Here is a 25494-nt window from a genome sequence, read left to right as displayed (position 1 = left end):
TCGCCTGAGACGGCGCCGAGGAGCTTGGCAGGCGGGCCGGCGAAGTCGGCTTGGATCTACATCTCCTCTCCTGAGGGAGAACCAGCGGACATCGTCTGCCGTAGCAATTCGGCGTGGAGATCTGGTGCCTCGTGGCGAAGCAGCTCGCGAAACTTCTGCACGGGTCTGGTGAGCTTGACGGGGGCAGGGCGCGCGTACCATTGCTGAAGCGCGTGCACTGCGTGCTCGCGCAGCGCACGAAGGCACTCCGGCGGGCCCGGGAGCGCTGCGGAGCCGATCGTTGCGATCTCGTCGGCTCTCCCACTCGCTTCGGCGCTATCTGCCGACTCCGGCTCGTCAATGCGCCTGTTCAGCCTGTCCCATAAGGCCTCCCCAGCCATACGGCCGCGCCGCTCCAGCCACGAGGACGTATAAGCTATCGCATGTGAGAGATCCAACAGTCCCGTGGATAGATCATCCGATGATTTCATCAGCCGCAGTAGCGCGGCGAGATACACGTCAACAAGCTCCGGCTCAGTTCGCGCGAGCATATCGAGCCAGGCATCGCCGGCCTTCGACACGACGGCGATCAGGGAATCGGCTGCCCTCAGCCCACACCACGCCCACAACCAGAAATCACGCTGTACGTTGGTGCGGAGGTACTCGATCGTCGCCCCGCTGTCCAGCTCCGCCCAGCGTTCAATCACGAGGACCTTGAAAGCGAGACGCTCTGCGATCCACCGAACGTCCTCCTGCTCGCCGAGCCCGAAGTGCTTGTAGGAGCGAACCAACCGGGCGGCGACCTCCAGCGGCAGATCGGCGACGATCCGTCGGACCAGAGCCGGCGCCTCGCTGCAGAGGTGCACCATGCTCGTCGCCCATGCTTCGAGCGCGTCCTCCGCGTTGCCCTCGGGAGGGCGGAGTGGCGTGACGTCGATGCTATCGAGGATACGAGCGATGGTCTCGTTTCGCGCCGAGCCAGTACTTATAAGATGGTGGATCTCATCCGCGCTTCGCGCTCCGGTCAAGCGTCGGACGATCTCCGCCTCATAGATATCTGATTTTTCCAGGACTTCTGTTAACCAAGAAATGCTCTCATTCTTGAGGTACTGCGACGGGATCCGCGGGAGTAGGACATGCAGCAGGCTCGTCGCGAGTCGCCGTCCTTCGTCGTTATCAGTGAGGTGAAGCTCCTCGATCCCCGTGAGCACGGCGACCGCCATCGTGCCGGAGGCAGATCGAAGCCGAGCCAGGAACGAGGGATGCGCAAGCACGGATCGCAGAACGTCGTCGATGCACGGGTTCTCGGCGAGTCGAAAGCGGCGAAGATAGTCAAGCGCAAACTCCGGGCTAGGCTGGGCGAGCACCAGATATGCCGCCGCTTCACGATCCAGCCCTCGCAACACGCAGGCTGGATCGAAATCCGGAGGGTCGAATTGGTGTTTATCACCGAGTGGGGTGTGAATCGAGCTCGTACGCATCGAGCCAAACATCGACATGGATACGGTCGGAAGTTTCCAGTGCGCCACCGAATGGTGAGGTGGATCCCCGTGAGACGACAATAGATCAAGGACCAATTCGTGGTTGCTCGGTCGCGCGTTCAGATAAGCGGTAAACAGGGAGCACATCTCTTCGGTGTACCTTTGAGCGCTCTCGATCAAGCTCCAGAGGCGATGTGCACGGTCGAGATCGCGCGTATGAAGGCAAGCGCGGAACGCGGCGAGGAACTCTTCTATCCGCTCTTTGGGCGGCAGTTTCCCGGCGATCCTGTGTGAAGGGATGTTCCGCGGGGGACCTGCAAGCAACTCTGCGAGCACCTGGATCACTTCAGCGAGCCGCGTGTGTGGGGACTCCATCCATGCGTCAGCAGAAATGGCAGACGCGACGCTCACGTCCAGGTGCGCCAAGGCGATAGCTAAATCGAACTCGTATGCTTCGAACAGATCAAGACTGCCCAGCGAGCTGAAGAGGCCCTTCAAGAGCCACGCAGGCATTGGAGCAAGTAGTGATGTGAGCTCCAGCGCATTCGAAGCGGTCCTTCCGGCAAGGCCCGTGAGCGTCACGAGTAGACGCAGCTGGCCAAGCCATGGCGTTTCGGTGTCGCCTTCCAGAGGGGGCTGCCTCGGTGCTGCCGATGCCAGTTGCTCGCCGGTACTGAGGATCGCGGGAAGAAGCTTGTACTGGGTCGGACGGTGGAGGAGCGTCCGGAGCAGGTCGATCTTTGCGTCCAGAAAAGTCAATTGCTTGACGATCACATCCAGCCGTTCAGCCGTCATGCCGCTGAGAAATGGATCCGCCACGCGCTCGATCCAGCCACGCCGAGCGCCGAAATCGTCGCTATCGCGATCGTTGTCTCGCTCATGGAGCCACGTTTCGACCTGCTCGCAGAACGACCGGAGGTGAATGGCTGCCTCTTGCCCCGACTCCTCTAGCGCCTTGGCCAGCTCTTGGCGATTCCGCTGGGTCCACGCCGCTGGCCCCCCGGCCACAACCTGGCCCAGGTTTTCGCGCGGGGAGCTCATGGCCTGCCCGTCAAGATGTGGCGGCGTGCATCCTGCGCCCACGTGTCGCGGGACAACGAGAATGTCTCCCAGTAGAGGCGAGCCAACGAGGAGTGCCAGTAGCGCGTGGTGCCGCGCCGTTCGTCTAGGGACAAGATACCGTCGCGGGCTGCTTCTCGGGCCAAGTCGAGGATGCTATTCTGTGGGCGATCAAGCATCGCGGCGGCTGCTTTGAGATCAGTCTCCAGATCGTGCTTCCCAATAGCAGCGATCACGTAAAGGAGGTCGTCCACGCCTGGAACGCGTTCGATCAGCGGCGAGAGCCTCTTCTCAAGCTCGCCATGGACGGCCCAAGCAGGAAGGACGTGCCCGGACCAGTCATAGGCATCGAGGGCGAGGCGTAGCACCCAGAGATCGCGAGCGAAGTCTCCCCAGGGCGCTGAGGCGAGAATACGCCGTCGTTCCTGCTGCGACACGCCGCGGCGTTCGAACCACCAGGTCAAGATCGCCTGACCTCGATGGTTCATGCCCGTGGTAAGATCCACAGTCGCGGAAGCAAGTCGCGGCAGGAGGCTGCGGACCTGGGAGAGCTCTGTCAGCCGGTCTGGGCTGACGCGCGATGTGAGCACGGCAGTGGCGAGCAGCATAGGCTGTTCACAGAGCCCAAGCAGCTCACGCACGAGCCGCGGCGCAAGATGGATGTTTTCGAGGACCAGCAGGGGTGTCTTTTGGTTGATGGACGCCAGCTTACGAACCGTCGCAAGGTAGTGGGCTGGGACTTCAGGCAAGGCAGACCCGTAATTGTCAAAGTCCCAATGAACTGCGAAATGTGTGCTCGATCGCCGGTACGCCAGCAGGCGGGCGACCGTCGTCTTTCCGCATCCTGGCGGTCCGACGATAACTGCTAGCCGGCCATAGAGCATGCTCTGCTCGCACTTCCCGACGCTCGCTTCGTCGATCCAGAGGGCCTCATGCTCAATGTCCTTCCACGAGGGCCAGTTCTGGCTGTTCGGCGGGATGCTTCGCAGGTACGGCTCGTATGGCAGAACGGCCGCGTGCGTCGGCTCGTCCGCCTCGATGACCGGCATTGGCTCGGGCAAAAGCGACGCCGTGCGCTCCAGGATATCGCTGATCGAGGAGGCGTACAGCGTGCCGCCGACGCTGACTAGCTCTCCGGCGTCCTGCTCTCGCGAGAGGCTCCGGCGCAGAACACCGACCAGCGCTCTGCCTACGAGACAAGGCGCACCCGAGAGTCCCTCGACCTGCATGCCGATCCCAGCGCCGGCCTGCTCGCAGTAAAGCTGGATGGCTGGCACGTTTTCATGCTCACTGCGCGCCATGATGATCTTCCCCGTGACGGCGAGCCCCTCCGGATTGGCCCCCGGAAATCCAAAAGACTCGAACGACGGCGAATCCCTGTCCGCAAGTCTGCGGAGCTGAAGCGGCCGGATCGACTCGGGGCATGGCTCTTTCAGGCGGAGGACAACAAAGTCGAGATCCTTGTCCCATGCGCCGTCGACGACCTCCGCGGTCGTCTCGAACGTGGGGAAGCAGACTCGGATGTCGCTGTAGAAGCGCACGGGGTCGACCTTTCGATCGGCCACTACGTGAAGGGCCGTCAAGACGAGCGCCGGATCGCAGAGACTGCCTGCGCCCCGCGACAATCCGGCTCCTCCCTTCCTCGCGGTGATGCGAGCGATGGCGCTTCGCGCTCCCTGGTCCATCTCCACTCCGCCTTAGCTGGTGTAACGAATCAGTTCCGCATGCTTCACAGTATCATCGTCCACGTCGAGCCGAACATACGTCGGGGCGAACTTGATCCACTTTTTATATCCATCCGTCCTCAGGTCATGGACGAACGTACGGAGTCCAGCCATCGCCTGCTCCGTGGAACCCGACAGGATCTCTTTGGGGAAGCGGATGAGATCCGCCCACGTCCCGGTGTTCAGGTACGTCGCATCTCCGAGAGAGACCTTCTTCGCTAGGTGCGTGTGCCCGAAGATGATCCAGCGGAAGCCGACGCTCGCCAGCCGTGTCGCAGCGTCAAGGAAGGCTCTGTCCGTTTCGCTGTCCTCCTCGAACGTCTTGTCGTTTTGCAGTGTCCGAACCGCCGTGAGCAGCACAGGAAGTCGCCTCTCAAGCGACTCACTCTTCATCCCGGCGAGCCGCACGAGCGACAGCGCCGTCGACTTCCCGCCTCCCGCGATGTCGCTACTGGTCGCGATCCTCTCTGGATCGTTCTCCAGGGTATCGACGAAGCTTCTCGCGTCCTCCGGTCCCATCACGTCCGCGAGCGTGCTCACGAGGAGATCCTCGTCCGAGGGAGCGCCATTCGCGTTCTCCACCGCGTCGATCGGGACGGTGCTCGCGGCCATGTCGCTCGCGTACCTCGGTCGACCGGGTGCAACTGGAGCATGCTTGTTCGCTTCGCGATGGAGTCGCAGCACTGCAACAAAGTGCCTGCGAAGGCCCGGGTCGATGGCGAGCAAGATAGGTATAGTCGCTTCGGTCTCCGGCTTGAGCAGATCGACGAACGGATAGTCGCCCTTGATCTCGTTCATGATGTTCGTGACAAGCCGACTGCCCGCAGGCGGTTTGAAGGCGATCCCGTTGTCCGGCCAGAGGAGACGCGACTGGACCGAGCGCAGTTGCCGGAGCTTGTCATGATCGACGATGTTGAAGCCGTCGTATCGGTTGCCGTGCTCGATCAATGCGTCGCCGATGACGTATGCCTCCCCGTCGTAGACGAACGAGAACGTGCTTGCATCAAGGGCGCCGATGTGCTCCTTGAGCCTGCGCCGGACGAGCGGGAGCGAAAGCTCGATGTCGTGGTTGCCGAGAAGCACCGTGAGGCGGTGACCCTTGTGCACGAGATCGCGCAAGGCGCGGAAGAAGGGTGCGTCGCGCTCCACGATTCGGTCGAGGCGGCGCGTGGCTTCCTCCGGGTCCGAGACAAATGGCACCCAGCGGCCGGGGCGATCCTCCTCGGCGAGGAAGTCGACGAAGTCTCCGTTGATGACGAGCTCGGTCGGCTCGCTCCTTGCGAGTACCTGCTCTACGAAGGCCGTCAGCACATCGGTTCGGGTGAGGATCCGGAAGCCCCTCGGATGCTCGACGCTGGGATACGCGCCGCCGAGGTGCAGGTCAGAGATGATGAAAACTTGTCGCCGTGCCATCGGTCTTTGGCGGACACGCTAGCATAGCCGTGGAAATTTCGCCCCCGGACGAGGGCGCTATGCGTCGACGCGTCACATGATGGCGGGCCGTTCTCCCGTGCCGACCGGCAGGTAGACACCGAGCGCGCGAGAGGAGACTCCGTTGCGGCAGGCGATGCGCTGCCCGAGAGCGTCAGCGCCGGACGTGCCCAGTGGTGCCGAGCCGCCCGGCGAACACAGCCGGCCCCGGCCTTTCCGACGTACGGCAGCGGCGGTCCAGAGGGGGCTCTACGCTGCGTCGAGGAACCGGAAACGGCCGTCGCCGGCGGGTTGTGGCAATGCCTCCTTCGCCAAAGCGTGATCGTGCCGGACGTCATTGTTAGCGCGCAACTTGCTGATTTTACACGAAAAATAGCACCCTATGGGCGCAAAGGTATCGCTCCAGGCGCGGCGTAGCTGACGTCCCAGGTCCCAGCGCTGCCGCGCACAGCAGCATCGACCCAGCGCCCTCCGTGGAGCGTGGCCGCGCCCGCCAGTGCCAGGTGACCCGGAGCCGGTCCCTTTCGATGCGCGTCGATGCCACAGCCCGCGGGCGCGCGCGGCTTCGTTCCGCGCCGCGGACCATTATTTCCAATGGCAAGCCACCACAGCGCACGATCGCACACCACCGCAGGCCGATCCTCGTTGATGTAACACTGGCCGCGGATTTCACGAGAAAAGTGCCCAAGTTGAGACTGGGAACTGGCCGCAGAAGCATCGGAGAGCGACCATGTCCCAGAAGACGCGGTCCAACGCGGCCCCCGCGACGCCGCCCCGGCGCGGCGTCAGTTCAGCCGCAGCAGCCTCCCCACGATCCGGAACAGCCCCCGTGACGCGGCGCTGATCCGGCTGCCCACCACCTCGATGTCGCCGTCCTCGCGGATGCGCACCGCGCCCCGGCCGGAGCGCAGCAGCAGCTCCTGCTCGCCCTCGATGGTGATGGTCGTCGCCTTGAGGTGGAGCGCCTTCGGCCGCTGCGTCGTCAGGGCCCCGACGATCAGCGGCAGCGCGCCCTCGCAGAGCTCGACGAGCACCGCGTCGCCGCGGGCGTGCGCGTCGGCGATCACCTCGGGGTCGACCTCGGGCGCGACGAGCGCCTCGAGCGGCTCCGCCGAGCCCCGCACGACGATCCGCGCCCCCCGCCCGGCGATCGCGGCGACGCGCGCGGTCCGCATCGCGGCGCCGAGCGGCTGCGCGCTCCGCACCGGGAGCGGCGCCGCGCCCGCCGCGGCCGGCTCGGCGAGCACGTCGTCCAGGGTCACGCGCGGCGCTCCGGACGCCCCCGCCGGCTCGATCGCGGGCTCCAGCTCCTCCACCGCGGTGGAAGCGCCGGACTGCCTGGGCTCACCGTCGAACGAGGACGCCATCACACCTCCGAGACCTTCTTCGGCAGCTGGATCTTCGGGGCCAGGAACGCCACGAGCGGCGAGGTGATGGTGACGCCGCCGCCGTCGATCACCACCTCGCTGGCGCCGCACTTGAAGACGATGGCGCCCTTCGCCTCCACCTTGTGGAAGGCCCCGATGAACGTCGCAGGCCCGACGGCCTGCACGATGTGCGACCCCTTGAGCTTGTCGACGACCGCGCCGCCCACCATCGCGGTGCGCGAGCCGGTGATCGTCTCGCTCTCACCCGCGTTGCTGAGGACCACGAGCCCCGTCGCCTTCTCGGTCTTCGAGCCGGTGACGCTCTCCGCGTAGCTGCCGAACGCGACCTGCACCGTCGCGGCGCCGACGTCGATCGTCTTCTTGCCGGTCACGTTGTTGTCGATGTCCTTGATCGCGCCGAGGACCTTCATCGATCCCACGTCCTCCTTGTGGGTGCCCGCGACCTTCGCGGTCGAGTGCCCGGGCCCCTTCTCGCGATCTGTCGCGTCGACGCCATCGACGTTGCCCTCCGGTCCGGCGGCGTTCGCCATCGACTCGCCGCCGCCGCCGCTCGAGTCCATCCCGAGCGCCGAGGCGAGCGCCTCCGGCTTGACGAAGACCCGACCGGCGAGGCTGCTGTGCGCCGCGTTCGCGGCGATCGACGCGAGCATGTTGGGCGGGCCGGACCCACCCGGCGCGCCGCCGCCACCACCACCGCCGCCGCCGCCGCCGCCCATCGAGGCCGCGAGCTGGCCCGCGCCGGGGATGCCCGACGCGCCCGCGATCATCGCGGGCATGCGGCTCATGTCCCCGCCGGCGACGGCGCTCATCGCGCCCGCGACCCCCTGCGCCTTCTGGGTCAACGCGTTGATCGGCCCCATCACCTGGTGGATGGCGCCGTCGACCTGCCCCTGGAGCGCCGAGATCGCGTTGTTGGCCATCACGCTCGCGAACTGCACCGCCGCCTGCGCCGCGAGCGCGAGCATCGCCTCGAGCGGGTTGCCGTCCATCTCGAACTGGTTCCCGCCCACGGTGGTCGTCGCGCTGCCCTTCGCCGTCACCGCCGACACCGCGTTCACCTCGACGGTGCGGTTGCCGCCCACGCTGATCGTCTGATCCGCGCCCACCGTGTTCGACGAGCCCTTCGTGATCTTCGTCGTCTGGTTGCCGCCGACCTCGAGGGACGCGTTGTTCCCGATCACCGTGGTCTCGTTGTTGCCGATGTTCTTCTTGGCGTTGTTCGCGGCGGCCGTCTTCATGTCGTGCTGGGCGTGCATCATGATCTCCTCGGCGCCCGCCTTGTCCTCGAAGCGGACCTCGTTGGCGCCGCCGCCGCCCGGCGTGCTCGCGGTCCGGATCGCCGTGCGGGTCTTGCCCTCCGGCAGCGCGTACGGCGGCATGTAAACGCCGTTGTAGAGGCGGCCGGTGACGATCGGACGATCGGGGCTCCCCTCGAGGAACTCGACGATCATCTCCCAGCCGATGCGCGGGAGCATCATCGAGCCCGAGGTCTGGAGCTGCGCGACCCGCATCCAGCACGAGGCCTTGTCGTCGGTCGCCTCGCCGCGATCCCAGTGGAACTTGACCTTGCAGCGGCCGTGCTCGTCGGTGTGGATCGCCTCGGGCTGCGAGCCGGCCGGCGCCACCACCGTCGCCGTCTGCGGCCCCTCGATGACCGGGATCGGCGTGATGCGCCGCGGCCTGTACTTCACGTCGGCCGGCACGAGGCGCGCCCGCGACCGCGATCGCGGCGCGGCGCCCTCGCGCTCCTCGCCGTCGTCGTGGACGAAGGTGTGCGTCACCGCGAAGAGGAAGTACTCGCCGTCGAGCTCACCGGCGTCCGTGATCGTGAGCTTCTGGCCGACCGCGAGGCGCGGGCAGACCGCTTCGATCTCGAGCGTGCGCCGCTCGACCTGCTCCTCCTCGAGCCGGATCTGCGCGAGCCGCTGCCCGTCGCTCGGCTCGAAATAGCCGCCCGGGTAGTCGTAGCGCGCGAGCTCGGCGTGCTCGCTCGACGCCGCGGTCGCGGTGAGGTCGAGCTGCGGTCGCTTGAAGTCGAAGTCGCGGAGGACGAACTTGCCGGAGCGCACCCGCTCGAGCTCGCGGATCGCGTAGATCGCGTCGCGCTCGTCGGCCGCGCTCAGGCCGGTGCGCCGCCGGAACGGCAGCGCGGGGTCTCCCGGGATCGGCGCGGCCACGGTGCTGTCGTCGTCGAAGACAAGGAGCTCCCCGTCGGAGTCCACCTCGACGAAGCTGTAGATGCCCTCGTGCTCCATGAGCCGCGAGATGAACGCGAGCGCGCTCTCCTGGTACTGCACGCAGTACTCGCGCTTCGGGCAGTCGCCGCTGAGCCGCCACGCGACCCGCGCGACCCCGTGGTCCTCGAGGACCTGCTGGGCGATCTCCTTGGCGCTCATCTCCTGGAAGATGCGCGAGTCGACGCTGCGCGCGAGGAGCGCGAGGGAGGAGACGACGCGCACGGCGTAGCGCGCGCCGCTCGCCTCCATACCGAGCTCGGTGGAGCCGATCGAGGTCGCGGCCTCCACCGTGCCGGCGAGGACGCGCGGCGCCTCGCCGGGCGCGCCGAAGGAGAGCACCGCGCTCTTCCCGATCATCGCGTCGAGCTCCTGGAACATGTGGAGGACCACCTCGACGTCGAGCACCAGCGGCCTGCCCGCCTCGTGGATCGACTCGAAGCGGAGCACCCGGGCGGCGGGGACTTCCTCGATCGTGAAGTGCGCAATCGTCTCGCGTGCCACGTTCGCCTCCTGCTCCTCAGTTGTCCATCACCAGCGCGGCGGTGTCGGCGACGTCGCCGTCGAGCTTCGCGGACAGGCCGATGATCGCGACGCTCGCGGGCGTCAGCGACACGATCGACGCGCCCATGACCAGCGTGAGCGCGCCGGTCGCCTCGAAGACGACGTTGTTCGCCTTGACGATCTGCGCGCCCCCCGCGAGCTCGGTGTAGGCGCCGAGCGAGCTCTCCACGCGATCCCCGTTGGCCACGTTGACGATCGCGCCGCCGACCTTCACGTTCATCGATCCGCCGACCTGGACGCCGCGCCCGGCCTTGACCGCGATCACCTTGGCGCCCGTCGCCGTCTCGCTCCGGTCGCCCTGCACCGTCACGGAGCGGTGGCCCAGCGTGAGCTCGACGAGCGCCGCGCCGACCTCGTGGTTGAAGGCGGCCAGGGTCTGGTCCGTGACCGAGCCGACCACGAGGTCGATCTGGTTGCCGGAGACGTTGAGCGTGCTGTCGCCGGCGACGTCGCGCTTGTGATCCCCGCCGACCTTCATGTCGCGGTTCCCGCCGATCGCGAGCGTGTGGTCGCCGCCGATGTCGTTCACGTGGAAGGTCTCCACCTTCATCGCCTGGTTGCCCGAGACCGAGACCTTCTGGTTGGCCCCGACGCTGCTCGTCATGCTGTTCGTGACGTTCGTCGTCTGGTCCGCGCCGATCTTCTTCGAGTGGTTGTTGCCGATCGACTCGGTGGCGTTGTTCTTCACCTCGGTGGACATGTCCTTCGAGGCGTTGATGAACATCTCCTCGCCGCCCTTCGTATCCGACATACGAAGCTCGTTGCTGCTGCCCCCGCCCGGCGTCGTCGCGGTCTGGAGGGAGCTCTTCCCGGCCTCCTTCGGCAGCGCGTAGGGCGGCGGCGTGAGCGCGTTGTACAGGCGACCCATCACGAAGGGCCGGTCCGCGTCGCCCTCGACGTGGCGCACCGTGACCTCCCAGCCGACGCGCGGCAGCAGCATGGAGCCGCCGGTCGGCACCTGGCTCGTGCGGATCCAGCGGCTCGACGTGTCGTCCTCCTTGCCGGATCGATCCCAGTGGAAGGAGACCTTCACCTGCCCGCTCGCGTCCGTGTGGATCTCCTGCCCCGAGGGCCCGGTCGTCATCGCGGTCTGCACGCCCGGGATGACCTGCTCGCGGGCGCGCCGCGGCGGGCTGTAGCGCGTGGTCCCGGTCGGCACGCCCCAGAACTCGCAGACGAAGCGCAGGTCGCGCGCGCCCTCCTGCACGGCGGCGCCGCCGGAGAGCTCGAAGTTCCGCGGCCGGCTGCCGGCGATGCGCGAGCGGACCACGAGGTACTCCTGGTTGAGCGGGTCGTAGGGGTGGCCCCCCACCGAGAAGCGCCGGCCCGGGAGCAGCGCGAGCGAGCCGGTCTCGCCGCGCACGACGTCGCGCTCGGCCTGCACGGCGTCGAGCAGCACCCTGGCGAGCCGCTCGGCCCCGCTCACGTCGGCGGTGCGCGCCGGATAGTCGTAGATCTCGAGCACGTGCTCCCCGGGGTCGCTCCCCTCGGCCGACGCCTCCAGCTTGAGCGACGGCTTCTCCGGGTTGTAATCGCGGACGAACACCTTGTCGCTCCGCACCGAGACCTCGCGGGAGAGGCGCACCACGCGATCCGCCGAGCCCTCCACGCCGAAGTCCTGGAAGAACGGCAGCGACGTCGTGCCCTCGATGTCCTCGAGGCCGGTCGGCGAATCGCTGAAGACGGCCACGTCCGCGTCGTCCTTCGTGTGGATCGCGAAGTAGATCCCCTCCTCGGCGAGGAGGCGGTGGACGAAATCGAGGTCCCGCTCGCGGTACTGGGCCGTGTAGACCCGCGCGGGGTGCGGCTCGGTCACGCGCCAGTCCTGCTGGCTCGCGGGCACGCCCGCGCTCTCCAGGACCTCCTTCGCGATGTCGACCGCGCTCTTCTCCTGGAAGATCCGGCAGTCGGCGCGCTGCGCCAGGTTCCATAGCGCCGGCGCAACATGGAGCCGCAGCGTGGGCACGTCGTCGGGGTCGGGCAGGAGCTCGGCGAGGACGATGGTCCCCGCGAAGGTGCGGGTCTGCGTGTCGTCGCTGCGCGACAGCGTGAACACCGCGCGCTTGCCGACGACCTCCTTCGGCCGCGGGAGCGCCGCCTCGTCGTCGAGCAGCTCGCATTCCAGGCGGGTGAGCTCCGAGAGCTGCTCGGTGAGCTCGAAGCGCAGCACCCGGTAGATCTTGCCCTCCACGCTGACGGCGGGGACGGCGAGGAGTTGATGTTCAGCCACTCTTCACCTCACAAGCGACCCTGGACCTCACGATCCGAGCTTCATCGACGCGCCCATCTTGACCACCAGCGCGCCCTTGACCGCGATCTTGGTCCCCTTGATCACGATGGGTCCGCCGCCGAGCTTGAGCTCGCTGCCACCGCCCTTGAAGGAGCCGACCGCGCCGAGGAGCGTGATGAGCGGCGCCTGCACAACGAGATCGCCGTTCAGCTTCTGGTAATGGAGACCGCCCACGAGGTTCGTGACGCCGGCCGCCACATGGGAGAGGGAGCCCTTCGTGAGGTGGAGCTCGGCCGCGATCGACGTCTGGTCCTTGTTCGCCGAGATCTGCTCTCCGTGGCTGCCGTTGATGAGCTGCACCTTCACGGCGCCCACGGTCTCGGTCATGCCGCCGAGGACGTTGTCGTTGATGGAGGCGAGGCTCCCGGAGAGCTGCAGCGCGCCGACCTTGCGGCTCATGTCGCCGGTGATCGACTGCTCGATGCCGTTCGAGATCGTGATCTGGTTCCCGCTCACCGTGTAGGCGCGGTTGCCGGTGATCTTCTCGACGTAGTTGCTGATCGCGTTTGTCGTGTCGTTGCCGCCGATCGAGATGCTCTGGTTGCCCGTGATCTTGTGCGAGAGCACCGCGCCGACGTCGAGCGATTGATCGCCGGCCACGGAGATCGACTCATCGACCTTGACCGACCGGGAGCCGTTCACGCTGATGTGCTGCTCCTCGTTGACCGCGACCTCGTCGACCTTGTCATTCTTGACGGTGACGTTGAGGTCCTTCTGGGCGTGGACGCCGAAGCCCTGGCTCCCCGAGCTGTCGGACATGCCGATCTCGTTATGGCCGCCCGCGCCCGGCGACGACATGCTCTTGAGCGTCCCGGAGGCCTTGGCGGCGGGGAGCGCCGCGGGCGGCGTCTTCTCGGCGTTGTAGGTGCGCCCGAGGGCGAGCGGCCGGTCCGGGTCGCCGTCGAGGAAGGCGACGGAGACCTCCCAGCCGACGCGGGGGAGGACCATCGAGCCGCCCATCGCGACCTGCGAGACGCGCAGCCAGCAGCTCGCCGTGTGGTCTTGCTGGCCTTGCCGGTCCCAGAAGAAGCGGACCTTGATGCGGCCGTATTTGTCGACGTGGATCGCCTGCTCCTGGGTGCTCGACCCCGTGACGACCGCGGTCTGGATGCCGCGGATACGCGGCCTCCGCGCGCGGCGCTCGGCCGCAAAGGGCGCGCCCTTGGGGACGCCGCGAAAATGGTTCTCGACGTCGACGTTCGTCTCTCCGCCGGTGAGCGTCTGGTTGCCGCGCGAGCGCAGGTGGGTGACCACGAACTCGCCGTTCAGGCACGGCTCCGCGGCGCCCTCGACGAGGAACGGCTCGCCCACCTTGAGCCCGGAGGCGCGGCTCTCGCCCTCGCACACGTCGGCGTCGGCGGAGAGCTCGCGCATGCGGGCGTCGGCGCGGCGCGCGCCCACGCTCCCCTTGGTGAAGCCGGCGGGGTACTCGAAATAGGGCAGGTCGAGGGCCTCCTTGCGGGGCAGCGAGGACTCGGGCTTCACGTCGGGCTTCTCGAAATCGTAGTCCCGGAGAACCACGCGGTTCGTGCGCAGCGCGCGCGTCCTCGTGAGCTTGGCGAGCGGCAGGCTCCCGGGGAGGCCGCCCTGCGCCATGCGGAAGAGCACAGGCGTCCCCTCCTCGACAGCGAAGGAGGCGGGGTCGTCGGTGATGATCATCGTGTGCCCGTCGGCCTCGTGCCGGAAATAGTAGAAGAGGCCGTTGTCCTCGAGGAGGCGTGAGACGAAGTTGAGGTGCGACTCGCGGTACTGGACGATGAACTCGCGCGGCTCGTACTCCTTCGCGTTCCGCCACTCGACCTTGTCGCCGAAGCCCGCCTCCTCGAGGACCGTCTGCACGACCTGGACGACGCTCTTCTCCTGGAAGATGCGGCACCCCTCGCGGTGCGCGAGCGCCGCGAGGGCGGGCCGCAGGCGGACGTCGAACTGGCGGGCCTCGCCCACGATGCGCGCGAAGCCGGCGCGGTCGACGATGCCGTCGAACAGGCGCTCGTTGCCGGCGGTGTCGACGACGCGCAGGCAGAGGCGGCTGCGCAGGCAGTCCTCGACCCGGAAGGCGGCGTCCATCGTCGCGAAGCGCACCTCGACCGTGTAGGGGGTCGAGACGGCCTCGATGGCCTCGAAGCCGGTCACGGCGGTGTCCGCGGGGATCTTGTCGCCCTCGAGGGAGAAGGTGGCGAAGGTGGCGGCCATCGGGGTCATGGTAAGCGATCGGCGGGCGGCGCCAAGCCCGGCGCTGGGCCGCGGCGCGGAACCGACGCGGGGAACGCGGGGTGGGGTCGGATTTTTCGGCGCTCAGAGCGCAGGGCAGCGCGTGACGGTTTCCTGCCCACGCACCGATGAGGAGAGCCCCGCGCCGGAGTCTGAGCCTGAGCCTTTGAGCAACGACATGAGCATTGAGCACGTGATGTTCACGACGCGGATCACCCGACCCCGCCGGCAGCGAGCTCGGGAGCGGGATATTGATGCGCTCGCCCGCGACCTCGATTCGGCAGCACCTCGGCCACGCTGCGTGGAAACGGCCGCGCTTGCGCGGGCTGCGGGGGCCGCGGCGGTTGAACAGCGCAACAGCGTCGGGTAGCCTCGATCTCAACCCGATGCCACCCCGAAATTCTGATACGGGTACGCGGTCGCGGTCGCGGTCGCCGTCTCTGGCCGGCGCGACGCGGCCTCCCCATCCAGCGACCGTGGTGCAGCAGAGACCCTCACCCCCTGCAACGGCGGGCCAGCCTCGCGCCGCGACGGGCGCGCAAACACCTCATCCGGCCACCGCCGCCCGCTCACCGCGCCCTCCCCACCCGGCGACGGTCGCCCAGCCGGCGGCGGGCGCGAGGCGTCCCCCGCACCCCGCGACCGTCGGGGTGGCGCAGAAGCAAACCGCTCTCCGGGGGCCCGCGCGGCCGTTCCCCCATCCAGCCACCGTCGCGCAGGCGCGCCCGGCGTTCGGGCGAGCGGCAAACGACGCTCCGGGCGCGCGCGGCGACGCGGCCGAGCCCGCGGTCGCGCAGCCCATCGGCCTCGCCATCGGCGGCCTCGCCGTCGCGGCAGGCGCCAGCTACCTGCTCTACAGGTGGTTCACCGGGAGCCGGTGGGTCCAGGGCGTGAGAACGCAGCGGCTCGGCGTCGCCGTCCCCGGCGCGCTCGCGAACGCGATGGCCGGGGCCACCGCCGCCGAGATCCGGCAGAACCTCGTGGGGCTCACCACGGTGCGGCTGCCGGCGTACATCGACGGGCTGTCGGCGTACAACGGCCAGTTCAACGGAGCCAATTACCTCAGGACGAACAACTGGGCCAGCGGCGGAGCCGCGGACCCCCTTACCGGCCTCCGCACCCTGGACGACGTGGCCGTGAGGGCCTTTTTCATCGCGGTCTTCGAGAAGGTGAGGGTCATGACCGCCTCCCGGTTCTCGAGGGCAGACCTGTTTCACGGTCACATCAACCTGTGGAACGGCGACGTCATCATCGTGTTCCACGCGAAGGAGTACCCGTCGGACCTGGAGCCGAACAAGTCGCAGTTCGCGGCGCAGGTCGAGGGGATCCCCGCGTTCAACAGGCACGATCCCGCGTTCAGGTTCAGGAACGCCGTGTACTCGTTCAACCGGAATGCGGTCGACTCCCTCGACACGCCGAACGTCGGAGCGCACCCGGTGTACGGCGCCTTGATCCGCGACGGCTACACGCTGGCGGAGGAGCAGATGGGCACGCCGGTCGCGGGGATCAACTACTTCCCGGGCGAGAGTCCGGATCTGCTCTTCCTGAAATAACGAACGCCGCGCACTCCCCGGGGATGAGCGCGTCGAGGTTGTCCGGCCGGAAGATCCGGCCCGCGGCGTCGAGCGCGAAGCGGTCGACGTTCGACCGAGACGACTCTTGCCGGTACTACGAGCCGCGATGACGACGACGGTAGCGATCGTCCTCGTAATCGGCGTGTTTTCCCCAGATGTACACGTGGCTCGTCATAAGCTCTTCGCGGGTGGGGGCCGGGAGCGTTGCCAAGAGATCGGCATCCAGCGCCTCCGGGCTCGTGATTCGGGCCGTGCCGCCCCCGTCGAGGGCCTGCGTGGCGGCGAGGACGATCCCCTCGGTCGTGTCGGAGACCACGTCGGTGCCGCGCTTAAACCCCGGGATATCGAGCTCCACCGCGTGCAGGCCCGGCCCGATCCACGCCCGCGTGGCACCGCGCGAGGCAGGCGCGAAGGAGGCGAGCCCCAGCTCGCGCGCGATCGCCTCGCCGGCGAGGCTCGACGTCTCGAGGCGCGGGCGAGGCATCGCAAGCGGGCGCATGAACGCCACGACGAAGCCGTCCAGGAGCGCCAGCACCTCCCAATAATGGCGCACGTCCTCGAAGGCGAGCGCGAGGTATGCCGGGCCGTCAATGTGGCTGCCGTAGTAGACGCGCCCATCGAGCGCGAGCCAGAGCCGCGGGTCGTGTACCAGCCACACGGGAAGCAACCACGACGACGCATCCCGCGGGTCGGCGCGCAGCCCATAGCTCTGCAGGTCGTCGCGGAGCCACGGCGCGTCCCCGCGCAGGTAGCGCAGCGACGCGTGCACGCCGAAGACGCCGTTCGGAGGATGGCTGAACCCGCCCACCGCCTCTTCTGCGCGGACCACCGCCTCGGAGCAGGGCCACCCCATGGCGGAGAGCTCGCGCTGCAGATCGTCGCGCGGGACGGTCCACTCCGCGAGGCGGCGCAGGTCGAGCCGCTCCAGGAGCTCCCGGGCCAGCGCGCTCAGCTCGTTCGAATTGCCTGTTTGCTCGACCATGGAGATCAGCTCCACCTCATCGATATCGTTTGCGAGGTCCGAGGTAATTGGGTAATGGCGGGGTATAGTTGGTCATGCTACCCCTGCCGTCCGCGTTGTCGTAACCGGGTTGCACGGACGATGCCGCGGGAGCTCCCCAGCGCCCTTGAAGGTTGCCGATGAGCTGCGAGCAGTTCGGGCAGGGCGCGCGCGGCGTGCCGTTGTCGTTGCGTCGTACTCGAAGCGGGTGAGGGCGCCGTTCGGCATCTCAGCGGAGAGGCGCAGGCCGCGCGCGTCGTACGTGCACCGCAGGAGCAGCCCGAGCGCATCGGTCGTCTCCAGGAGGTCCCCCGCGCCGTCGCGCACATAAGACACGGCATCCCAGAGGAGCCGTGAAGAGCCGCAGCCGATCCCTCCGTGGCGCATCGCCCCCAGCCAGCGCCCCCGCCGCGCTCGCCGTCAGCCCGGCGCCACGACCACCAGCGCCGCGCGCTCCCCGCCGTCGCTCCCCGCGACGGAGACCGCGCACGGGTGAGGCGCGAACCCGCGCGTGAAACCCTCCGACACGATGGAGAGGTGCAGCGGCATGGCCGCGGCGCCGAGATGGCCTATCCGCTGGGCGGGGCTCTCCACCTGCTGCGGATCGCAGAAGAGGTGCTGTGTGCGCACCGAGGCCGCCTGGAGCTCGAAATGGCGGAACGTCTCGAACGTCAGGTCGGTGAGCATCCAGCCGGCGCGCAGCCCGCGCTCGGACAGCGGCGCGAGCGCGGAGCGGAGCGCGGCGGTGAGGCCCGCGGCCTGGAACGCGGATTCATCGTTGTCCGGGCGCGCCCGCTCGTGCGCTGTCGCCACGCCGACGATCTGCCCCTGCTCGCGGAGGAGCGCGCGGCGCGCGACGTCGGGGCGCATGAGCACCACGAACGCCGCGCACTCCCCGGGGATGAGCGCGTCGAGGTTGTCCGGCCGGAAGATCCGGCCCGCGGCGTCGAGCGCGGCGATGCGCGCGGGATCGTAGTCGGTGTGCACGCCGCCGAGCAGCGCCGCGTCGATCGCGCCACGCCCGAGCGCGTCGCACAGCTCCGGCAGCACGAACCCCGCCGCGGCGGAGCCGCGCGTCGAGACCTTGACCGCGAGCTCCGGCGCGTGCGCCTGCGCCCGCGCGGCGAGCTCGGCGGCGAGCCACTGCGCCGGGGCCTCCCCCCCAGGCGGCCGCTGCCCGAGGTGCTCGTCCAGGCACAGGGTCATCTGCATCCGCAGCCCGCGCGCCGCGGGGCCGAGCTTCTCGAGCGCCTCGCCGAGCGCGCGCGCCGCGAGCAGGGCGGCGCGCGGCGCCCCCGTGACGAGCGGATCGAGCGTGGGGAGGAAGCACATCGTGACCGGCTCGCCGGCCCCATCGACGAGCGGCGCCTCGCGCATCGCCGCGGCCGCGGCGCGGTGCGAGAAGGCGCTGTCGATCGAGCGCAGCCCGACGGGCGTGACCGCGCCCGCGGCCACCATGACGGCGAGGGGCCTCACGCTCGCCCCCGCTCGCGCACGATCACGCGCGCGTCCTTCATCCGCCGCGGCGCCTTGACGTGCGCGCGCCAGACCATCTCGACGGCCACCGGCTTCTGCGGGCCGGTGGCGTAGAGATCGACGAGCACCGTGTCGAGGTGGGGCGCGAAGCCGACCGGCGCGCGGTCCTTCACCTGGAACTCGATCTCCACCTGCACCCGCGGGAGCTCGAAGCTGAGCGCCCCGTCGGGCGTCAGGTTGAGCACCCGCACCGGCTCGCCGCCCGCGAGCGGCGGATCCGCGATCAGGCCCGGCGAGGCGCAGAGGTTGTAGCGAGGGTCGAAGTCCTCGGGCAGCAGCGGCGCGCGGAGCTCTCGCCAGGTCGCGTCGTAGGTCCCGGCGTACCGGCGGCGCGGCTCCCAGTGCCGGCCGACGACCCCGATCCCCGCGGGCGGCGGCGCGGTCTTCGCGGTCCTGATCGGGTAGGCAGGGTCCTCGATGCTCGGCGCCGGCTGATGGGTGAGCGAGGCCGGCGCGCGCGTGACGCCCGTGCCGATCGGGTTGCGCGGCTCCTCGACGAGCGCCGCGGGATCCTCGTCGTCCCTCCCGCCCCAGGCGTGGTCGTAGCGCATGTCGATCTCCTCGATCGGCGCCGGCGCGGTGAGGCCGGCGCCCTTGTCCACCCAGAGCCGCCTGCCGAACACGACGAGCGACTTCCGGAGCGGGCCGATCTCGACGCGCACGTCGAAGGAAGGCACCGCCCTGCCGCTCGGCGCGCACGCCCGGGCCACGAAGATCACGTCGGTGGCCGGCTTGAAGAGGCACACGTCCGCCGGGTACGCGATGCTCTCCGGCTTGTCCTCCTCCCAGGGCAGATCGGCGAAGCGGACCCCCCGCGCGCGCTCGGGCGGCGACAGCTCGAAGCCGCCGTCCTCCTGGAGCTCGAAGCTCGCCTTGACGATGGCGACAAGCTTCTCGCCGTCCCGATCGACGAGGAGCTGCGGGTGCACGGCGAAGTCCGTCTTGTTGTCGAGCGGGGGCTGGTCCATCGCGGGCGCATTATCGACAGGATCGGCGGCCGTGTCTCTCCAGCGGCGCGATCATCGCGCCCCGGCCATCTCGACGGCATAGGCGTCGAGCCCGTGGCCGCGCAGCATCGCCTCGACGAGGGCGAGCGGCTCGGCGCAGGCCGGATCGTCCGCGTCCGCCCCGGCGACGATCATCGGCAGCGCCCGGGCCACGACGAGCCGCGCCGCGCGATCGCGCAGCGCGAGCGAGAGCGGCAGCGCCCCGAGCAGGCGGTGGCCGTGCAGCGCCGCGCGGAGGTAGAAGCGCTCGCGGTCGGGGGCGCGCGCGGGCGCGAGGAGCAGCGCGCCGAGCAGGTCGGGCTCGGCCAGCGCGAGGGTCGCGGCCGCGATCCACCGGGTGGCGCGCCGGGCGAGGTCTCGCTCGCTGCGCCAGGCGGCGTCCTCGCGCGCCCGCCGCGCCGCGCGCCCGTGGAGCGCGGCGAGCCACGGCCCGAGCGCCGCCGGAGCCAGCGCCTCGGGCCGCTCGAAGCGCGCGATGGCCCCGCCCGTGAGCCCCTCGGCCTCGACGGCGTCGGCGAGCGCAAAGAGGCCCGCGGCCACGTCGGGCGGCGGCGCCGCCGCGGCGAGCCGCCGCGACCACGCGACGAGCTCGGCCCGCGCCGCGGTCGCGCCGGGCGCCACCGCGGGGCGATCCGGCAGCCGCGCGACGTCGATGCGCCCGTCCAGATCGCCCCGCACCCGCAGCCGCGGATCGAGCAGCGGGGCGCCGCCGGGGCGGCCCGCGCTGGCCAGCACGCACGCGCACTCCACGGCGACCGAGACCCGCACCGACTCGCCGTCGTCGACGAAGCTGGCCGGGAAGGTCCGGCACCCGAGCGGCTTGGCCTCGGGCCCGCCGAGCGCGTGGAGCGCGCAGCGCCCCTCGCCCTCCAGGTAGGCGCACCGGCCGTCGCGCATCGCCACCACCGACGCCGCGCACGGCCACGTCCCGCGCTCCGGCATGAAGGCCAGCTCGTGCCGGGCGCCGCCGCTCAGCACGTCGGGCCGCAGCGCCCGCGCCCGGGCCGCCTCCTCGGGGTCGAAGAGGATCGAGGCGTAGATCCGGCAGCAGCTCCCGCGGCCGTCGCAGTGCAGGCTGAACTCGGGCAGCACCTCCAGCGGGCGCTCGCGGGCATCGGGCTCCTCCGGCGCGGGCGCGGGCGATGCGGGCGCGGGCGACGCGGGCGCCTCCTCCGCCGGCGCCGGCCGCGCCGCGTCCTCGCCGGTGTCGTCGGCCTCGAGCAGGCCCGCGGCGTGGAGCTGCGCGAGGAAGGCCTGCACCGCGGGCACGCGCGCGTGCGCGCCCTCGCGGGCGGCCGCGATCGCGATGCCCTCGACGTCGCGCGTCCCGTCGGCCGCGGAGACCAGGGCCCACTCCCGCGGGCCGAGCTGGAGCAGCTGCCCGGAGCGGAGGTCGTGCAGGATGACGCGCTCGTCCTCGCCGACGAGGTGGCGCCGCGCGAGCACGTGGGCGGCGAGGCGAGGGCGCGCCGGCAGCGTGTTCGGGCTCACCCGGGCACGCTAGCCGACGCCGGCGGCCGCGCGCCACCGAAACGAGGCGCGTGCTCGCGCACGACAACGGTACGGAGGGGATCTTGAACTTGCGCGTGAAGCGCGCGACGAGGTGCTCATCGAGGCTCAGTGTCACCCTGCGGTGGCGCAGCGCGCCCCATGACTCGGTGCATTCGCCTGGGTCGTCGCCGTGTCCGTCGCCATCGTCCCCTCCTCAGCACGGCAGTCGCGCTCGCCTCGTCTCCACGACGATTCCACTCGGTCGCAACATTCCACTCCTGCCGTTCCTTCGGGGTGCGCCACAAGAAAAGCGAATGGACGCCTCAGAGTGGTGACCGAAAGCCAGCACCTCATCCAACATACCCGTCGAGCTCTGGAAACGATGATCTCGGGCGTTCCGTAGCGGGGGCTCAGCGGCCCCTCGGTCGCGGAGTGATCCGCGACCAGCTCACGCACGCCAGGCTCCGGGGGCGCCGGCGCCGGCGCCGGCGTCGGCGTCGGCGTCGGCGTCGGCGTCGGCGTCGGCGTTCAGCTTCTTCTCGATTGGCTTGAAAGGCGAGTATTGTAATGAGAGACATTGCTTACGGGACCCTGGCCCTGGTCGTGGCGGGAGCCCTGAGTGCGTGCAGCGGGGTTGAGTTGGGTGATGACGGTTCCGGTGGCGCTCCGAATGAAGGCGGCGCGTCGGGGCCGACGTCCAGCGGCGCGTCGGCGCAGGCTTCCAGCGGCGCGTCGGCGCAGACATCCAGCGGCTCGTCGGGGCAGACATCCAGCGGCGCGTCGGGGCAGACATCCAGCGGCTCGTCGGGGCAGACATCCAGCGGCGCGTCGGGGCAGACGTCCAGCGGCTCGTCGGGCGATGGATCATCCGGCACGGGCGGCACCAACAACCCAGGCGAGTCAGTCTGCGGAGTGACGCCGGCCGCCGCGACTGGCCACGTCACGCTGGAGAACCTGTGCCGCGGCGTGGTGGCCGTGCGCTCGGGCGAAGGCAACTTCATCAGCTGGCGGTTGATGGGCTACGAAGATCCCGAGATCGGGTTCAACGTCTACCGCGACGGCACCAAGGTGAACGACACTCCCATCACCGACTCGACCAACTACTTCGACTCGGGGGCCCCCGGAGGCGCGAAATACACCGTCCGCGCCGTGATCGACGGCGCCGAGCAGGGCGACTCGGCCAACACGCGTGACGGGGACCCGGGCACACCCACGTGGGAGCGAAACTACCTCACCATCCCGCTCCAGACGCCCAACAATTACGACGCCGGGGACGCCTCTCCCGGCGATCTCGACGGCGACGGCGACTACGAGCTCGTGGTCAAGGAGCAGAACAGCCCGCGCGATCCGTCGCAAGACGGCCGCACCGGTCAGGCCAAGCTCGCGGCCTACGACACCGACGGCACCTTCTTGTGGCGCATCGACCTGGGCATCAACATCCGCGAGAGCGAGCACACCACGCCGTTCGTCGTGTACGACCTGGACGGCGATGGTCGCGCTGAGATCGCCGTCAAGACCGCGCCCGGCACGCGCGATGGGAAGGGAGCGTTCCTGCACACCGGTCCCGCCGCCGACGATGACGACTCGCGAGACTATCGAAACGGGGCGGGCAAGATCTTGAGCGGGCCGGAGTATCTCACGATCTTCAGCGGCGTCGACGGCGCGGAGCTCGCGACCATCGCGTACCACGCCCCCATCACGAGCGGCAGCTTCGGCGACAACAACGGCAACCGCTCGGATCGCTACAACGCCACGCTGGCGTTCCTCGATGCGTCAGGCCAACCGAGCGTCGTCATGCAGCGGGGCTACTACGCCCGAACGACGTTTGGAGCGTACAACTACCGCGACGGCAAGCTGAGCCTGATGTGGAGCTTCGATTCGTCCGCGAACGGCAACGGTGCCTACGCCGGCAAGGGCGTTCACAGCGTCATGGCGGCGGATACGGACGGCGACTTGAGGCAGGAGATCATCCCCGGTGCCGCGACGATCGGCCCCGACGGCAAGGGCAAGTGCGCCGTCAACTTCTACGGACACGGTGACGCGCTCCACATCACCGACCTGGTCCCCGCGCGCCCCGGGCTCGAGGTGTTTCAGCCGACCGAAGCTGGCGGCGTGCCCGGGTACTTCGTTCGAGATGCGGAGACCTGCGAGGTCCTGTGGCGCGGACCCAACAGCGACGGCGAGGGGCCGGGCCGCGGCGCTGCCGGCGACATCACTCCCGACAACCCCGGAGGTGAGGCTTGGACCAACACCGCCGGCATGTTCAATGCGGCCGACGGTCGCAACATCGGCTCCCGTCCCCGCCAGGTGAACTTCCTGATCTGGTGGGACGGCGACGAGAGTCGCGAGCTGCTCGACGGCAACACCGTCACGAACTTCGACGACGAAGGTCGGGGCTTCACCGCGAACGGCTGCACCTCGATCAACGGCAGCAAATCGGTGCCGACGCTCAGCGCGGATCTGTTCGGGGACTGGCGCGAGGAAGTCGTGTTCCTTTGTGGCAACAGCCTGCGCATCTACACCACCGACCAGATCACCGAACGCCGCATTTACACGCTGATGCACGATCCGCAGTACCGTGCCAACGTGTCGGCGCAAAACGCGAGCTACAACCAGCCGCCGCACACCAGCTTCCACATCGGCGGCGGCATGAGGGAGCCCCCCAGACCCAACATCACGGTGCGGTGATGCCGTCGTGCCGTCGTGCGGCCGGAGCGCTGCCGTCAGCGGCTTCGCTCCGCCGCATCGACGGGCTGAGGCTGCGATGCGTGGCTGCAGAGGGGCGGAAACGGTGTCAATCGACGCCGCGTGCCCAGGTGGAGGTCCGATATGAATCTTCGAGCTCTCGGCTGGATCTGCGGTCTAGGTTTAGGGGCGCTCGCCTGCACCGGGCAGCTCGGCGATCCGTCCTTGGAAGCGGCGAGCGGCGGAACCGGCAGCGACGTTCCCCCGCCGCAGGCCGACGGCAGCTTGCCGTACGCGACGCCGCAGCCCGCCTCCGCGGCGCTGCGCGCCCGCACGTGGCTGCTCACCCCGGAGGAATACGGTCGCTCCGTACAGAGCGTGCTCGGCGTGCCGGTCGACGTCTCCGACATGGAGCCCGTGCCGGACAACGGCGTCTATCCGAACATGTCCACCAGCGGGCTCGTCCGCGTGACCCTGGCCGAGCAGTATGGGGCCAAGGCCGAAGCCGCGGTGCTCGCGCTCAGCGATCAGCAGCTCCGCGCGTTGATCCCGTGCGGCAAGGTGGACGCGACGTGCAAGGCGGACTTCCTGCGTGCGGCGGTCAGCAAGGCGTTCCGGCGGCCCGCGACGGAGGAGGACCTGACCCGTTACGGCGAAGTCTTCGATCTCGCCGCCGAGTCCGGGGATCCGGCGCTGCCGTTCCGCTGGGCGCTGAAGGGCGTGCTGAGCTCGCCCTATTTCCTGTACCGGACCGAGATCGGCGCGCCGAGCGACGAGGCGAAGGCCGCGTTCCGGCTGACGAACCACGAGATTGCGACCTTCCTTTCGTACAGCGCGCTCGGCGCGCCGCCCTCTGCGACGCTTGTCGCCGCCGCCGATCGCGGTGAGCTGGCCGATCCCGCGCTGCTCCCGGGTCACATCGAGCAGCTGCTCTCGACGCCGGGCGCCACCGACCAGCTCGGTCATTTCCTCGTCCAATGGTTGCGGTTGCACACGTTCGAGGCCGAGGTGGAGAAGTTCGAGGACGTGTTCCCAGGCTTCGCGGAGGTGAAGGCGGCGATGTTCGCCGAGACGCAGAGCTTCCTCCGTACGAACGGAGGTATGGAGAGCTCGATCGCGAGCCTGTTCACGGCGCCCGTGACCCAGGCCGATCCCGCGCTCTCGGCGTTCTATCGCAGCGACGCCTCGGGCGCGACGGACACCACGCGGAGCGGCCTGCTCTCGCTCGGCTCCGTGCTCGCCAAGACAGCCAAGCAGTACCTCACGTCTCCGACGCTCCGCGGCCTGTTCATCCGCGATCAGCTGCTGTGCCAGCACATCACGTTGCCCGAGAATTTCACGCCGCCGCCGATCGAAGAGAGCGAGCAGCGCATGGCCCCGAAGACCACGCGCGAGCTGTACGAGACGCACGCCGCGCAGTCGGCCTGCAAGGCCTGCCACGCGCTGACCGACAACGTCGGTTACATGCTCGAGAACTTCGACGGCGCGGGCCGCTATCGGACGCTCGAGCAGTACACGAGCCCGTCGCTCACCGCGCCCGTGGCCGGGCCACAGCCGATCAACGCGGCGGGCCGGCTGCTCAACACCGACGTCGACGGCGAGTACGACAGCGCCGCCGAGCTGGGGGAAGCGCTGTCGCGCAGCTCCTGGGTCCGCGAGTGCGTGGCGCGGCAGGCCTTCCGCTTCTATTTCGGCCAGGCCGAGTCCGCGCGCGGTATTCCGCCGGTCGTGCAGGGCACGGCGGCGCTGGATCGCACCGGTCTCCTGCGCGACCTGCTCGTGGCGCTCCTCTCTTCGCCGAGCACGGTGGAGCGCGTGCGTGAATAGCTTCAACCATCGA

Annotated in this window: 14 protein-coding genes; 3 read left to right on the top strand and 11 right to left on the bottom strand. The window is 69.2% G+C overall.

What is annotated here, in order from left to right:
- Window positions 1–56: 56 nt before the first annotated feature.
- From WME75_RS15975 to WME75_RS15945, 7 genes are all read right to left on the bottom strand, one after another.
- Window positions 57–2501 carry a hypothetical protein gene (locus tag WME75_RS15975; RefSeq protein WP_437491592.1) on the bottom strand — a complete coding sequence of 815 codons (2445 nt, stop codon included), beginning with the start codon at window positions 2499–2501 and terminating at the stop codon, window positions 57–59.
- A complete protein-coding gene (locus tag WME75_RS15970; RefSeq protein ID WP_437491589.1) occupies window positions 2498–4204 on the bottom strand; it encodes a hypothetical protein in 1707 nt (568 codons plus the stop codon). The genes WME75_RS15975 and WME75_RS15970 overlap by 4 nt, the downstream gene beginning before the upstream one ends.
- Before the next feature lie 12 nt (window positions 4205–4216).
- Entirely contained in the window at window positions 4217–5656 is a 1440-nt protein-coding gene (locus tag WME75_RS15965; protein WP_437491586.1) for a metallophosphoesterase, read from the bottom strand.
- Between the two features lie 803 nt (window positions 5657–6459).
- Window positions 6460–7041 carry a hypothetical protein gene (locus WME75_RS15960; RefSeq protein WP_437491583.1) on the bottom strand — a complete coding sequence of 194 codons (582 nt, stop codon included), beginning with the start codon at window positions 7039–7041 and terminating at the stop codon, window positions 6460–6462.
- Entirely contained in the window at window positions 7041–9800 is a 2760-nt protein-coding gene (locus tag WME75_RS15955) for a type VI secretion system Vgr family protein (protein WP_437491581.1), read from the bottom strand. The genes WME75_RS15960 and WME75_RS15955 overlap by 1 nt, the downstream gene beginning before the upstream one ends.
- Window positions 9801–9816: 16 nt before the next feature.
- Window positions 9817–12090 carry a type VI secretion system Vgr family protein gene (locus WME75_RS15950; protein ID WP_437491578.1) on the bottom strand — a complete coding sequence of 758 codons (2274 nt, stop codon included), beginning with the start codon at window positions 12088–12090 and terminating at the stop codon, window positions 9817–9819.
- A 27-nt stretch (window positions 12091–12117) separates the two neighbouring features.
- Window positions 12118–14343, bottom strand: a complete 2226-nt coding sequence (locus WME75_RS15945; RefSeq protein ID WP_437491575.1) for a type VI secretion system Vgr family protein — start codon at window positions 14341–14343, stop codon at window positions 12118–12120.
- Between the two features lie 668 nt (window positions 14344–15011).
- Here WME75_RS15945 and WME75_RS15940 point away from each other — a divergent pair.
- Window positions 15012–15914 carry a hypothetical protein gene (locus tag WME75_RS15940; protein WP_437491572.1) on the top strand — a complete coding sequence of 301 codons (903 nt, stop codon included), beginning with the start codon at window positions 15012–15014 and terminating at the stop codon, window positions 15912–15914.
- Between the two features lie 115 nt (window positions 15915–16029).
- On the opposite strand, the gene WME75_RS15935 is transcribed toward WME75_RS15940, so the two are convergent.
- The 4 genes from WME75_RS15935 to WME75_RS15920 all read right to left on the bottom strand — a co-directional run bounded on the left by WME75_RS15935 (window position 16030) and on the right by WME75_RS15920 (window position 20969).
- Window positions 16030–16917 (bottom strand): hypothetical protein, encoded by an 888-nt coding sequence (locus WME75_RS15935; RefSeq protein ID WP_437491569.1) that lies wholly within the window; start codon window positions 16915–16917, stop codon window positions 16030–16032.
- Window positions 16918–17355: 438 nt separating this feature from the next.
- On the bottom strand, window positions 17356–18411 hold the full coding sequence (locus WME75_RS15930; protein WP_437491566.1) for a beta-ketoacyl synthase N-terminal-like domain-containing protein: 1056 nt from the start codon (window positions 18409–18411) through the stop codon (window positions 17356–17358).
- On the bottom strand, window positions 18408–19439 hold the full coding sequence (locus tag WME75_RS15925) for a DUF2169 family type VI secretion system accessory protein (RefSeq protein WP_437491563.1): 1032 nt from the start codon (window positions 19437–19439) through the stop codon (window positions 18408–18410). The genes WME75_RS15930 and WME75_RS15925 overlap by 4 nt, the downstream gene beginning before the upstream one ends.
- A 51-nt stretch (window positions 19440–19490) precedes the next feature.
- Window positions 19491–20969: a YkgJ family cysteine cluster protein gene (locus WME75_RS15920; RefSeq protein ID WP_437491560.1), complete on the bottom strand. Its 1479-nt coding sequence runs from the start codon at window positions 20967–20969 to the stop codon at window positions 19491–19493.
- A 567-nt stretch (window positions 20970–21536) separates the two neighbouring features.
- Here WME75_RS15920 and WME75_RS15915 point away from each other — a divergent pair.
- Window positions 21537–23657: a rhamnogalacturonan lyase gene (locus WME75_RS15915; protein WP_437491557.1), complete on the top strand. Its 2121-nt coding sequence runs from the start codon at window positions 21537–21539 to the stop codon at window positions 23655–23657.
- A gap of 141 nt (window positions 23658–23798) precedes the next feature.
- Complete coding sequence (locus tag WME75_RS15910) at window positions 23799–25481, top strand: DUF1588 domain-containing protein (protein ID WP_437491554.1); 1683 nt, start codon at window positions 23799–23801, stop codon at window positions 25479–25481.
- The last annotated feature ends 13 nt before the right edge of the window (window positions 25482–25494 follow it).

The sequence above is a fragment of the Sorangium sp. So ce1014 genome (assembly GCF_051521505.1).
In the GTDB taxonomy this organism is placed as follows: domain Bacteria; phylum Myxococcota_A; class Polyangia; order Polyangiales; family Polyangiaceae; genus Sorangium.
This window is presented reverse-complemented; position numbering and strand designations above follow the sequence as displayed.